Origin of the sequence: Streptomyces sp. NPDC026673 (assembly GCF_040638135.1) — a bacterium.
In the GTDB taxonomy this organism is placed as follows: Bacteria; Actinomycetota; Actinomycetes; order Streptomycetales; family Streptomycetaceae; genus Actinacidiphila.
Genome location: NZ_JBEZXR010000042.1, coordinates 62,667 through 76,185 on the forward strand (window position 1 = coordinate 62,667; position 13,519 = coordinate 76,185).

General features: G+C 71.4%; 10 protein-coding genes and 2 pseudogenes. 9 read left to right on the plus strand and 3 right to left on the minus strand.

Going from position 1 to position 13,519, the window contains the following annotated elements; translation table 11 throughout:
- Positions 1 to 33: 33 nt before the first annotated feature.
- Positions 34 to 3,057: a glycosyl hydrolase gene (locus AB0F62_RS26085; protein ID WP_361803830.1), complete on the minus strand. Its 3,024-nt coding sequence runs from the start codon at positions 3,055 to 3,057 to the stop codon at positions 34 to 36.
- A 412-nt stretch (positions 3,058 to 3,469) separates the two neighbouring features.
- Positions 3,470 to 3,961 (minus strand): YfbM family protein, encoded by a 492-nt coding sequence (locus tag AB0F62_RS26090; RefSeq protein WP_361803833.1) that lies wholly within the window; start codon positions 3,959 to 3,961, stop codon positions 3,470 to 3,472.
- An 83-nt stretch (positions 3,962 to 4,044) separates the two neighbouring features.
- On the opposite strand from AB0F62_RS26090, the gene AB0F62_RS26095 reads away from it, so the two are divergent.
- Positions 4,045 to 4,641: an MBL fold metallo-hydrolase gene (locus tag AB0F62_RS26095; protein ID WP_361803836.1), complete on the plus strand. Its 597-nt coding sequence runs from the start codon at positions 4,045 to 4,047 to the stop codon at positions 4,639 to 4,641.
- Positions 4,642 to 5,001: 360 nt separating this feature from the next.
- A pseudogene (locus tag AB0F62_RS26100) lies at positions 5,002 to 5,253 on the plus strand (GNAT family N-acetyltransferase); the annotation flags it as partial.
- 93 nt (positions 5,254 to 5,346) lie between these two features.
- On the opposite strand, the gene AB0F62_RS26105 reads toward AB0F62_RS26100, so the two are convergent.
- A complete protein-coding gene (locus AB0F62_RS26105) occupies positions 5,347 to 6,597 on the minus strand; it encodes an MFS transporter (RefSeq protein ID WP_361803839.1) in 1,251 nt (416 codons plus the stop codon).
- Positions 6,598 to 6,844: 247 nt separating this feature from the next.
- Here AB0F62_RS26105 and AB0F62_RS26110 point away from each other — a divergent pair.
- From AB0F62_RS26110 to AB0F62_RS26140, 7 genes and pseudogenes are all read left to right on the plus strand, one after another.
- Positions 6,845 to 7,198, plus strand: a pseudogene (locus AB0F62_RS26110) (recombinase family protein); the annotation flags it as partial.
- Positions 7,199 to 7,281: 83 nt separating this feature from the next.
- Positions 7,282 to 7,620, plus strand: a complete 339-nt coding sequence (locus AB0F62_RS26115; protein ID WP_361803860.1) for a resolvase — start codon at positions 7,282 to 7,284, stop codon at positions 7,618 to 7,620.
- Positions 7,621 to 7,847: 227 nt separating this feature from the next.
- A complete protein-coding gene (locus AB0F62_RS26120; protein ID WP_361803842.1) occupies positions 7,848 to 8,396 on the plus strand; it encodes a GNAT family protein in 549 nt (182 codons plus the stop codon).
- 204 nt (positions 8,397 to 8,600) lie between these two features.
- The gene (locus AB0F62_RS26125) at positions 8,601 to 9,503 is read left to right on the plus strand and encodes an EamA family transporter (protein WP_361803857.1); all 903 of its coding nucleotides are present in this window, start codon (positions 8,601 to 8,603) and stop codon (positions 9,501 to 9,503) included.
- 128 nt (positions 9,504 to 9,631) lie between these two features.
- Entirely contained in the window at positions 9,632 to 10,192 is a 561-nt protein-coding gene (locus AB0F62_RS26130) for a GNAT family protein (protein WP_361803845.1), read from the plus strand.
- Between the two features lie 55 nt (positions 10,193 to 10,247).
- A complete protein-coding gene (locus AB0F62_RS26135) occupies positions 10,248 to 10,625 on the plus strand; it encodes a signal peptidase I (RefSeq protein ID WP_361803848.1) in 378 nt (125 codons plus the stop codon).
- A 460-nt stretch (positions 10,626 to 11,085) separates the two neighbouring features.
- Entirely contained in the window at positions 11,086 to 13,446 is a 2,361-nt protein-coding gene (locus AB0F62_RS26140; RefSeq protein WP_361803851.1) for a M4 family metallopeptidase, read from the plus strand.
- The last annotated feature ends 73 nt before the right edge of the window (positions 13,447 to 13,519 follow it).

The window sequence follows — 13,519 nt, forward strand, 5'->3', positions numbered from 1 at the left end:
CGGCCGGCGGGGGACCCACGCGGGCCGGGATCGTCAGTCCCGGCCCACCACGGCCTCGCCGTACGGGATCAGCCGCACCGGGCCGACGAGCCCGGTGCGCTGCGACGCGGCGCCGCCGTACACGGACGGGTCGCTGACGCGCAGCCGGTTGATCAGGGGTGTGGCCACCTCGACCTCGATCGTGTTGCCGCCGCGGCGCAGCAGCCCGCCCAGGTCCACCACGGGGTTGAGGTGGCTGGTCACCGGAGCCGGGCGCCCGTTGACGGTGACCCGGAAGGTGTCGGTCACCTCGCCGAGGTCGAGCACCGCTCCGAACCCGCCGCTCCAGGACCCGTCGAGTTCGACCGTGGTGCGGTAGCGGCCGATGCCCGCGGCGTCCGCGAGGTCCGGGATCGCGTTCCACGGCGCCAGGGCGTCGAGCGTGATCCGGTGCCGTACGACGGTGGTGCGGTCCGGGTCCGCGCCCGGACGCCAGTCCTCGGCGTCCAGGGTCCAGGAGGTGAGCTCCCGGGGTGCCGGCACCTCGCGGACGTCGGTCGTCACGGAGCCCCCGCGCGACAGCCCCGTGGTGTAGGTGCCGGCCGCGCGGGCGCGCACCACGAGCCGCCCGTCATCGAAGCGCACGCCGTCCGCGTCCGTGCCGACGGCGTGGATGCGGCCGGGCCTGCCGTGGAAGCGTCCCGGCGGCGCGAAGGCCACGACCATGGACTCGGACGGCTGGAGGGCCACCCGGAAGGTGAACAGATCGCCGTCCTGCGTGTAGAGCGCCAGCGGCCGGGCCTCGCCCGTCCAGGGGTCCAGCAGGTACGGCACCGCGCCCGAGCGGGTGCGGCGCACCGTGACGGCGTGGTCGATCGCGGCGACGGGGGGCTTCACGGTCTCGGCGTGCTTGCCGTTGACCAGGTAGAACCAGTCCACGCCCGTGTCGAAACGGTGCATCGTCAGCAGCGTCGAGGGGACGGCGTGACTCACGTCGGGCTTCAGACCGAGGTCCGTCAGGGCCTGGCCCACCGCCGTCTTGTCGGTGACCTTCCGGACCCGCGGCTGCGCCAGCAGCTCGGCGACCAGGGAACGCAGCTCCTGCAGACGGGAGTCGTCGGCCACGCCGGGCGTGGTGACCGCCGTCCAGTCGCCGAGCAGGACGATCGGCAGCCCGGCCCGCGTCAGGCGCAGCAGGTGGCGCGCGTCCGCGAGGGTGAGGGTGACCGCCGAGCCGGAGAAGAAGTCGCCCTCGACGAACAGCGCGCGGTAGGCGGGGCCGTCGGGCGCCAGCCGCCCGTCGCGGACCTTCGCGGACGGCAGGTCCAGCAGCGGACCGCTGACGAACTGGTGGGTCCAGCCGAGCGGTACGCCCGTCGAGGTGAACCAGGAGGCGCCGATTCCGGTGGCGGTGTAGCCGGTCTGCCGGAACACGGCCACGTCGATCCGGGAGGTGCCCCGCTGCATGGCGTGATGCACCCGGGACAGATAGCCCGACACATCGGAGACGTGCCGCCAGGTCGGGTGCCGCGGCCCCCAGGACTCGCCGTAGCCGATGGTGCCGTTGTACGGGGTGAAGGCCGCGTAGCCGGGCCACTTCACCCCGGGCAGCGTGGCGTAGGAGAAGCCGTGCACGACGGTCTGGTTGACGCCGGCCGCGTAGGCGCCGCCCATGGTGCGCAGGAACTTCTCCCACGTGGTGCTGTACGCGGAGCCGGTGTAGGCGCCGGACTCGCAGGACAGCACGGTGTGGCCCGCCATGTCGCGGCCGCCGGCCAGGCAGCGGTAGTCGTCGAGGTTCTTGAAGCCCAGCGACTCGCCCTCGGGGATGTCCAGCAGCGCGGCGGACTCGATCGCGTCGGTCTGCAGGCCGTACGGCTGGGCGCGCATCCCCAGGCCCAGCGAGTGCGCCCAGTCGCGCAGCGCCGTGAGGTGGTGGGTGTTGTACAGGTCGCTGACGGTGTCCCAGAAGTCGTGCCGTATCTGGCGGGTCGCGACGGCGTCGTAGGCGTAGACCTGGTTGCCGCCGCTCATCGCGATCGCGGGGAGCACCGGCAGCAGCGGATAGCCGTTGCGCTTCTCGAAGGCGGCGGGGAGTCCCGGGGTCCAGGGCAGCGCCTTGGTCTCGATCTCCAGGGAGTCCTCGAACAGGACGCCGCCGGCGCTCTTGAGCAGTCCCCGGATCTCCTTGGTGAGCAGGTTCCGCTCCCAGAAGCCGGTGACCGCCGCGGTGCCGGCCGCGCTGAAGTGGTCCACGACGTACGCGGTGGGCGAGGTGTGCGGGCCGCCCTCGGGGGTCTGCCCGGTACCGCGCTGCCAGAAGGCGGTCAGCACCCAGTCGCCTTCGGCGGGGGCGGTCCAGGCCAGGGCGCCGTCGACGACCCGCGCGGTGAGGTCCTGGACGCTCGCCCGGTCCAGGCCGGTCTCCTTGCGGGTGGCGTTCTCGGGGGCGATACGGGTGGCCAGTACGCCCAGCAGCAGCTGCCGGGTGACCCCGGAGGCGGGGGCCGCGGCGGGCGGCGGGACGGGGCCCGAGTACGCCGCTCCCGCCGCCACGGTAGCGGTGCCGAGGGCGAGTTCCTGGACCGCGGCCTCGCTGTTGGGGGTGATGCCGGGGACGGCCGCGGGCCAGCTGGGGCCGATGGTGAGGTCGATGGTGACGCCCCGTCGACGGGCCTGGTCCAGGGCGGCGTGGACGCCGGCGACCCAGGCGGGGCTGCCCCAGCCGTGGTGTTCGGTGTCCAGGACGGCGGTGTCCTTGACGCTGTGGTGGACGGCCGCGATCTCGGCGCCGCCGAAGCCGGCGTCGGCGATCTGGTCGACCTCGCGTCGGATCTCGTCGGGGTCCACCAGCCCGTCCGGCCACCACCAGCGGAACTTGGGCCGCACCGCGCTCCCCGGCTCGGCGAACGTGCCCGCCGCACCGCCCGCGCCGGCCGCCCCGGCTCCGGTCCGCGCCTCCGCGGCGGCGGGCAGTGCGGGGGCGAGGGCCGCCGCGGTTCCCGCCACGGCGGTGGCGATGAGGAGGCTGCGCCGTGACACCCCGGTGGGGGTGGGGCGGTTGCTGTCGTCGTGCATGGTTCCGTGGCTCCCCGGAGTGAGAGGTAGGTGCTTTTCATCCCGGGGTGATCAGTGCCGAGATGCAATGCGCCGATGTATTGAACCGTTTCAATTCTCGCGGAGGCTACAGCCGCGCTCCGGGTGAGGGCAAGGTCCCGGCGGGATGAACCTCAATCGGCGTGGTGGGGGCGGTTGTGCCGTGCCGGGCGGTGGGGGTGGCGGCGGCCCGGACCGCGGCGCCTTCAGGTCTGCCGGGGGTGTGGTGAGAACGTTTCAGAGGGGATGCCGCAGGCCCCGCGGCTCGGTTGGACCTGCGGGGCGTCGGTAGGGCGCGCCGGCCGCCGCACGAGGGCGTAGCGCCCTGGCCTTCCTCGAGGGCCGCACTCGTGCGCCCTTCGGGGCGACGAGGGCCGGCGGCGCCCGGCGAGAGCTACTGGCCCACGGTGAAGATCACGGCGCGGCCGTCCCGTGCCGCCGTGCGGTAGAAGTCCCGCAGCCCGGGCAGGAACGCCTGGGTGTACGCGATGTCCTCGGCGTCGCCGGTGCCTTGGTAGGCGGGGAAGTCGAGCGTGGCGAAGCGGTCGCGCAACCACGGACCGTCAAGTGCGTCCAGGGCCGCCGCGACCTCGGGCACCTGCTCCGCGGTGACGTGGCAGACGATGTAGTCGTCGCCTTCGTGGAGCGGCACCCCGCCGAGGATGGCGTGCGACAGGGGGAAGTCGCCGTTGTCGAAGGCCAGGTCGCCGTCCGTGAGGCACCGGTGCAACGCGTCCCAGGACGAGTCGAGTTCGCAGAGGTGGTCGCTGTCCCAGCGCTCCTCGATCTCCGCGACGACGCTGGTCAGCGTGTCGTCGTCCTCGCAGGCCAGTACGCGCGCGGAGTCGGTGCCGTCCAGGGCGAACAGAACGGCGCGGGTCCCCATCATGTCCTCCCGGGCGGTGTTCGGATGCGGTGCGGTGTGATCCAACCACACGGCCGGCCGGCCTCGCGCTAGGTTCGGAGGCCATGCGGATCACCAAGTACACCCACGCATGCGTGCGCATCGAGCACGAGGGGCGCGTGCTCGTCATCGATCCCGGCACCTGGAGCGAACCGGCCGCGCTGACCGGAGCGGACGCCGTACTCGTCACGCACGAACACGCCGACCACGTGGACGTCCTGCGCCTCGCGGGGCTCGGCGTGCCGGTCCACGCCCCCGCCGAGGCGGACATCCCGCGACTGGCGGTGGCCCGCGTCGCCCCCGGCTCGGAGTTCACCGCCGCGGGTTTCCGGGTGCGCGCGGTGGGCGGTCGCCACGCGGCCGTCCACGGGGGCCGGCCGGACTGCGCCAACCTGGGTTACGTCATCGACGACGCGGTCTACCACCCGGGGGACGCGCTGCACCTGCCCGAGCAGCCGATCGAGACGCTCATGGTGCCGGTGCAAGGCTCATGGCTGAAGACGGCGGAGGCGATCGACTTCGTCAGGGCGGTCGCACCGCGACAGGCGTTCGGCATCCACGACGGCCAGGTCAACGAACGCGGCCTCGGCAGCGTCCACGGCTGGCTCGCGGAGCGGACCGACCACGGCTACCGCCACCTCAGGCCCGGCGAATCGCTCTGAGCGGGTTCGGGTGGGGTCCGGCCGGGGATCTCGCCGCCGCGCGGCCTGTGTCGAGACGTCCGCACGGCTCTGCTCACGTCAGGGACCGGGCGATCTCTGTCCCCGCCGAGGTCGTCAGGCGAAGGTCGCCGGGTTCGAACCCGGCAGGCGGCTCACCTTCTGAGCGGCGCCGGAGCATCGAACAGCCCCCTGGGAGCCACGTCGACCAGTCGGGGATTCGCCTGGCTCGAGGCACGCGACGAGTGGGGTCCCGGCCTCCACGAGGACGGGTTCGGGCTGGGGCCGTCCGACGAGGTCGACTCGCCGGAGGGGTTCGCGGCCTGGGTGTCGCTGTTGGCCGACGAGCCGGGTCCGAAAGCCGTGGAGCTCGGTTCCGGATGCACGTACCGATGGATCATCGAGGACGACCGGGTACACGGAGGCATCGCACTTCGACACGGGCTCGGCGACTATGTGCTGAGGTTCGGTCACATCGGTCACGGCATCAGGCCGCCTTCACGCCGACGCGGGCTGGCCACCTGGGCGCTGGGTCGGATACTCGACGAGGCGTGGGCGCTCGGTATGGATCGGGTGCTGATCGTCTGCGAAGCCGACAACATCGCCTCGGTGAAGACGATCGAACATCACAACGGCACCCTCGAAGGCATCGGAGCCACCGAAGGACGAGGACGACGAGTTAGAAGGCTCATGACATCTGACTCACGGTCATCCCGTCACTTCTGCCGCAACGCCTGGTTGCGGCCGGGTCCGCATGCCCCAGCGGGCAAGAGATGGACCGACAGCGCCCAGTGCCGCGAAGAACACCGCCAGCAGCAGCCAGCCTGTCGTGCCGAGGCCGAGTACCACCGTGGTGAGGATCGCGGGAGCGAGAGCCTGGCCCGCGCTGAAGCCGAGACCGAAGACACCTTGGTACTGGCCCTGTGCATGGTCGGGGGCAAGACCGAAGCCCAGGGCGAAGGCCGCCGATGACTCCCACACCTCTCCCAGACTGTGGACGAAGATCGCGGCCAGTACTAGTCCCGCCGCCGCCCAGACAGGGGTGTACGCCGCCAGCGCCATCATCGGGCAGCTGACGAGGAAGAGCAGCCCCGCCGTGCGAAACGCCAGGCCGCCGTCCTGCGGGGTCTCGATCCGTGAGCCGATCCTGGTCTGCATCAGCACACAGAACAGAGAGTTGACGGCGAACAGCGCGGCCACCGTCCAGCGCGGCGCCTCGGTGCGCTCTGACATCCAGATCGGCAGGAGTAGCGAGACCACTGGGTACTGCAGTCCCATGGCCCCGTAGAAGGCAGTGAACGCCAGGAATGGACGATCCGCGAAGACGAGCCAGCGACGCTGGCGTGGCGGGGCTGCCAGCACCGGATAGCGGGGCAGCAGGAGCAACAGCACCGCGCACAGGGCGAAGCTCGCCGCGTTGCCGAGGATCAGCGTGACATAGGCACCGCGGGTGTCCGCGGCCAGCGCCAGCCCTGCACCCACCGTTCCCAGAACGACGCCCAGGTTGACGAACGTGCGCAGCTTGGCTCGGAACAGGGCCGGGCGCTCACCCCCGACCCGGACCACCAGCGCGCCCCACGCCGCTCCACCAGCCGCCGCGGCGATCTGGTCGACCGTCGCGATGACCGTGAGCGCGGCCCAGCTCTCGACGAGGACGAGGGCCGCCATCGACACGGCCTGGACCGCGAGGGCCGATATCATGATCGTGCGCGCCCCTCGCCGATCTGCGAGATGCCCGCCTGGTATCCCCGCGCACAGACCGATCGCTCCGGCGATGGTGAGCGCGGCACCGACCTGCACCGCAGGCAGGCCCACGACCAAGGTGAAATAGAGCGCCGACGCCGCGTTGAACAGACCATTGCCGACTCGGTTGACAAAACTGGCGGCGACCAGCACGCGCTCCGGTCCGCTGTCCCCCGCCATCCGGCCTATTCGACCCGCCAAGTCGCCCTTGATCATGGACGGCACGCTAGCAGTGTTCGCAGATCCAGCGGGGTAGCACCAAGGTCGCGTGCTCTGATTCCGCCAGGGGCCCCAACCGGTACCGTGCCCCCGAGGAATCTGTCGTGAACCGATCGTTTGCCGACAGGCAGGCGGCGCGTCCAATGAACGCGTGCAATCCGGGGGTTCGCGGCGGCGCGAATCCAATCAGATCCGATGGTGATTGCTGACAGGGTTCGACGACAGTTAGGGTCCGATCCTCCGTATGGAAGGGGCCCCTCGGTTGGGCGAGGCCGGGATCAAGGACCCAGTCGTCTTCGAGGAGGAGCCGGGCACCTCCAGCCGCCTCCACCCCCTCCAGCGTCCGAAGTTCCGCGAACTACTCACCTACGCGCGGCCGGGCGACACCGTGCACATCTCCGAGATGTTCCGCCTCGTGCGCGGCAACCAGCACATCCTCGACGTGCTCGACGTTCTGCACGGCGACCGTCTCGCCCTGCGCATCCACGACGGCGCGTTCTCCGCCATGGACCTCACCGCCCGCCACCCGCGCACCGGAGAGCTGCTGTCCACCGTGAAGTTCATGGTGCAGACCCTCGCCGCCGCTGGCGAGCTCCAGCGCGACCTCCAGCGCGAGCTGACCTACGACGGGCTGCGCGCCGCCGAGGCCAAGGGCGCGCGAAGGGCGGGCGCCGCCCTGCCGTGGCGGCCGCGGAGACTGCCGACGTACGCACCGCGTACCTGGAAGGCCGCTCGATCGCCGCCCTCGCCCGCGACCACCGGGTCAGTCGCGGCGCGATCCGTACCGCCGTCGCCGACCTCCTGCCCGACCACGCCGCCGCCGAGGAGGACGCGCCCGCCCCGGAGTTGCCTGTCACGCTCGACATGCCCGGCAAGGTCGCCGACTTCCTCCGCACCGCCGAGCTGGAGCCCGCCGAGCGGGCCGCACTCGACCAAGGCGTCACCGTACGGCGCGGCCAGGGCTACACCCTGCGCGTTAGCGCCCCCCCCGCCGTACACCGCCGGCTCCTCGACCGCTGACAGTCCCTCGGCGGTGCCCAGGGCGCCCCGGCCATCCCGGCCCAGCGCAAGGCCCGCCGCGAGTACGAGAACCGAGTCGGCGCCCTCACGCCCTGACCATGATCGTTCTTACCGATAACCGCTGTGCCGATGTTCCCCGAGGCCGAGGACCATCACGTACGGTGGAGGATCCCGGGGCCTTTGCAAAGCGGTGGACAGCCCCCCGGCGCCGGGCGAGCATCGTCGCGATGAACAGCGAACCTCACCCCACCCCCAAACGCGTCCGCTTTGTCGAGCTCAACGCACAGGCGCTGCGGATGCTGGCCGACGGCGACCTCGCCGGCGGAAGCGCCGAGACCGGCGTGGCCCTTGACGCGTACTTCGTCAGCGACCGGGCCCGCTCCATCCTCGCCTACCGCGCCGACCAAGTCGCCGAGGACCCGTCGGCCGCGCCCTGGATCATGCGGGTCGCGGTGTCCGAGCCGGACGGGGCCGTCGTCGGCGACGCCGGATTCCACGGGCCGCCGGACGCGGCCGGCGTGGTCGAGGTCGGCTACAGCGTCGTGCACCGGTACCGCCGCCAGGGCTACGCCCGCGCCATGCTGCGGGCATTGCTCGTCAGGGCCGCCGCCGAACCCGGTGTGAGGACCGTGCGGGCCACGGTCCGGTCCGACAACATCGCTTCCCTGGCCACCCTTGCGGGCTTCGGTTTCGTACGCGTCGGCGAGCGGGGCGACGAGCGCGACGGGCTCGAGTTCGTCTTCGAGGTCCCGGCGGACGCGATCCCGGGCGAATAGCCTCACGATCTCCGCGGACGTGGTGGTCTCGGTGGATGGGCCGTCACATGTGAAGGGCCTTACCGGACCGCTGCGTTGTTCGCTGCGCTCACCGGTGCACGGGAAGCCGCGACGCGGCCCGCGCCCGTCGGGGCGCATTCCTGAATCCGGGAAAAATGACGTGCCGCGCGGCGCCCGATCGTCGAGAATCCACGGGTGGCCACCATGAACATCGACAGGCCTCTGCGCGGCCCGTCCCCCCGATCCTCCGTGACCGCGTGGGCAGGACGCACCTTCGACGCGATCCCGCCGCCGGCGCTGGTGCTGCTCGGCATCGTCAGCGTCCAACTGGGATCGGCGGTGGCCAAGCACCTTTTCGGCGCGGTGGGCAGTTTCGGGACCGTTGCGTTGCGACTGTTCTTCGCGGCGGTGGTGCTGATCCTCGTGTGGCGGCCGTCGCTGCGCATGGATCGCCGCACGTGGACAGTGGTGCTCGGCTACGGGGTGACCCTCGGCCTGATGAACCTGTGCTTCTACCTGGCACTGGCCCGGATCCCGCTGGGGATCGCGGTGACCATCGAGTTCCTCGGCCCGCTGGCGGTGGCCCTGGCCGGGTCGCGGCGATGGCTTGACGCGTTCTGGGCCCTGCTCGCGGCCGGCGGTGTGGTCCTGCTGATGGAGGGACGCGGCGACCTCGACGTCGTCGGTTCGCTGTTCGCCCTCGCCGCGGGAACGTGCTGGGGCCTCTACATCCTGATCGGCGCGGCGCTGGGCCGGCACACCACGGAAGGCAACGGCCTGGCTCTGGGGATGGCCGTCGCGGCACTGGTGGCCGTGCCCTTCGGTGTGGCGGACAGCGGAACGGCGCTGGTTCAGCCGTGGGTGCTGCTCGCGGGACTTGGCGTGGCCCTGCTGTCGTCGGTGATCCCGTACTCGCTGGATCTGGAGGCACTACGGAAGATCCCGCCGCGTGTGTTCGGCATCCTGATGAGCCTCGAACCGGCGATGGCGGCCCTCATCGGCCTCATCGTGCTCCAGGAGTCGCTGCATTGGGCGCAGTGGATCGCGGTGCTGTGCGTGGTGGCCGCATCCGCGGGCGCCGCACGCGGCAGCCGCCCGGACGTCTGAGACCCCGCCGGGGTTCGGTGACGCCGGAGCGGTTCCCGCCGACCGCCACCGGCCCGCAGGTGTCGCCGGGGTGAACTCCGCCCGCCGTGAGGCGGTACGGTGCGGGCCCGGCGCATTACGATCGCGCGATGGCTGACGACACCTTCCTCGCCCACGGCCCCCGGGTCGCCATCCGCCGGATCGCCGTCCGGGACCACGAAGAGATCGGCGCCCTCGCGCGGGCCAGTGCCGCACTGCACGAGCCCTGGGTGCCCCTGCGGGAGCACACCCCGGAGGGGTTCAGGGAGTACGTCGCGAGGTTCGACGGCCCGGCCTGCGAGGGCTTCGTGATCTGTCTGCGCGAAACGGGCGCGATCGTCGGCGGGGTCAACATCAACAACATCATCCGGGGCACCATTCAGAGTGGTGCCCTCGGCTATGTCGCGTACGCGTCGACCACGGGGCGCGGCTTCATGACGGAGGGGCTGCGGCTGGTGATGACGTATGCCTTCGCCGACCTCGGCCTGCACCGGCTGGAGGCCAACATCCAGCCCGCCAACGTCGCCTCGATCAGGCTCGTCGAGCGGCTGGGCTTCGAGCGCGAGGGGTACTCCCCGAGGTTCCAGTACATCGACGGCGCCTGGCGCGGCCACGAACGGTGGGCCGTGACCGCGGAGGCGGCCGGAGAGGATCACCGCGAAGCGGAGTGAGGGGCGTACGGCCGGCCGCCCTGGCCTGCCGCACGGCGGTGTTAGCGTCCCGACCATGGACGACAGCGTTTACGTGGGCAATGCGGGCGAGGACGCGCCGCTCGACCGAGGCTGGCTGCTGGGGCACTTCAAGGAGGCGGGCGACCCCCGGCACAGTGACGCCGTGGAGATCAAGTGGGGTTTCCACCCGGCCGGTGACGAGCGGCGGGAATGGGTGCGGGGCGAGGAGCGCACGGCGCTGCAGGTGCTCATCAGCGGGCGGTTCCGGGTGGAGTTCCCGGGGCGGTCGGTGGTGCTGGCCCGTCAGGGGGACTACGTGGTCTGGGGCAAGGGCGTGGACCACTCGTGGGTGGCGGAGGAGGACTCGACCGTGCTGACCGTCCGCTGGCCGTCCGTGCCGGGATACGCGGTGCCGCCCGCCGAGGGCGTGTAGGGGCCGCGCGTGGCCCCGCCTCCGGCCCCGCACCCCGCCCACGGCTGACGGCGTACTGGCTCGAAATTTTCGCCGCCGCATGCGTATTGAGCCACGCGATGGCTGAAGCCATGTCAACGGCACAGTGCTGATCAGGGAAAAGTCGCTCAGAACCGCACCATCCGGGCGGGTCGGCGCTTGAGTCGCCGTGGCTGGATCTTTTCGCTCTCCATCGTCACTTCACTGTTGCCGCGCGGTAAATCCGCACGTGGTCGGCGCGGCGTGGGACCGCTCCCACGGCGAGGGGTCGACCGACTTTCGGACAATGATCTCCGCAGTGGTGACAGTGGGCGGACAGGCTGAAACGATCCCCCACGTCGCGCGAGCATCACTCGCACGTCACCTCTCCGAGGCCTGGATGGCCTCCGACGTTCCCGTCCTCACCGGCCGTTCGCGCGGCCGGGTACAAGGAGCTGCACGAGTGACGAACCAACCCGCTGTCACGGGCCCCACTTCGCCGCCGAATCCCTCAACCGGCCGCGGTGCGCGCGGCGCGCGCGGTCGCGTCGCGGCGACCGCCGCCGTGGCCCTGGCCGCACTGCTGACCCCCGTCCTCCCCGCCACCGGCGCCGTCGCCGCGCCCGGCGGTGACGGGCCGGCACCCCGCAAGATCGTGGCCGACGCCCGGCCCGGCGCACGCCCGGTGGCCCTCTCCGCCGCGCAGCGCAAGCAGTTGCTCAAGGCGGCGGCCGACGGGCGTACCGCCACCGCCCGCGCCCTGCGACTGGGCGACCAGGAGGCGCTGATACCCAAGGACGTCATCAAGGACGCCGACGGCACCGTGCACACGCGCTACGAGCGCACCTATGCCGGGCTCCCCGTCGTAGGCGGCGACCTGGTGGTCCACGAGCGCGGCGGCGACCGCACCGTCAGCAAGGCCTCGGCCGCGCGGGTCACGGTGCCCACGACGAAGGCCGCCGTCACCGCCGCGAAGGCGAAGAAGTCCGCGCTCTCCGCGGCGAAGAGCGAGCGGACGAAGGACGCGGCCACCGACGGCGCGCCCCGCCTCGTCGTCTGGCTCGCCGGCGGGAAGCCCACGCTCGCCTGGCAGTCCTTCGTCACCGGCGTGCAGGAGGACGGCACCCCGAGCCGGCTGAGCGTCGTGACGGACGCGGCGACCGGAAAGCAGCTGCAGAGCGTCGAGCAGATCAAGGCCGGCACCGGCAACAGCCTCTACAGCGGCCAGGTCCAGATCGGCACCGTGAACAACGGCGGCGTCTTCGAGCTGAACGACCCGGAGCGCGGCGGGCACAAGACGTACGACATGACCGGTGTCGGCGGCATCGGCAACCTCGTCACCGACGACGACGACGTCTGGGGCGACGGAACGCTCGCCGACCGTCAGACCGCCGCCGTGGACGCCGCCTACGGCCAGCGCGAGACCTGGGACTTCTACAAGGACCGCTTCGGCCGCAACGGCATCGCCGACAACGGTGTCGGAGCCTTCTCCCGGGTCCACTACGGCGACAACTACGCCAACGCCTTCTGGGACGACGGCTGCTTCTGCATGACCTACGGGGACGGCCGCGAGAACACCCACCCGCTGACGGAACTCGACATCTCCGCCCACGAGATGACCCACGGCGTCACCTACGCCACCGCCAACCTCACCTACTCCGGTGAGTCGGGCGGCCTCAACGAGGCGACCAGCGACATCATGGGCACGGCCGTCGAGTTCTTCGCGAACAACCCCGCCGACGTGCCCGACTACACGATTGGCGAGCTCGCCGACGTGCGCGGCACCGGCAAGCCGCTGCGCTACATGGACCAGCCCTCCAAGGACGCCTCCGCCAAGGGCACCTCGCAGGACTTCTGGACGCCCGAGACCAGGAAGCTGGACCCGCACTTCAGCTCCGGTGTGGCGAACCACTTCTTCTACCTCCTCTCCGAGGGCAGCGGGAAGAAGACGATCAACGGCGTCGCCTACGACAGCCCCACCTACGACGGTCTGCCGGTCGCCGGCATCGGCATGAACAACGCGACCGCCGTCTGGTACCGGGCCCTGACCACCTACATGACGAGCAGCACCGACTACGCCGGTGCCCGCGCCGCCACCCTCCAGGCGGCGGCCGACCTGTTCGGGCAGGGCAGCGACACCTTCGAGGCCGTCGGCAACGCCTGGGCGGCGGTCAACGTCGGCGCCCGCTACGTCAACCACATCGCGATCACGACGCCCTCGACCCGTCCCGTCGCCGTCGGACAGCCGATGAGCCGCCAGATCGAGGCGGTCGGCTCCAGCCCCGGGCGACTGGTCTACTCGGCGCACAAGCTGCCCAAGGGCCTGTCCATCAACGCGCGCACCGGTCTGATCAGCGGTACGCCGAAGAAGGCGGGCACCTACAAGACGTCCGTCACCGTCGAGAACACCGCCCAGCGCAAGGCCAAGCGCACCGTGCGCTTCGACTGGCCCGTGCTGGCCTCCGGCGGGCGCTTCTTCGTCAACCCCGCCCGCTTCGACATCCCCAACTGGAAGACGATCGAGTCCCCGCTGATCGTGACCGGCCGCAAGGGCAACGCGCCCAGCGACCTCAAGGTCACCATCGACCTCGTCCACCCCTGGATCGGCGGCCAGATCGTCACTCTGGTCAGCGAGAACGGCACCGAGATCCCGGTCAAGCCCTGGTACTGGGACACCGGCGAGGGCGAGCTGCACGTCAGCTACACCGTCGACGCCTCGGCGGTTCCAGCCAACGGCACCTGGAAGCTGCGCGTCACGGACAACACGCCCGGCATCTTCACCGTCGACCCCGGCTACCTCGACCGCTGGAGCCTGTCCTTCTGACGCCTGGGCCCCGGCCCCGGCTCGACACCGCGCCGCGCCACCGCTCCCGGTCCACCGGGAGCGGTGGCGCGGC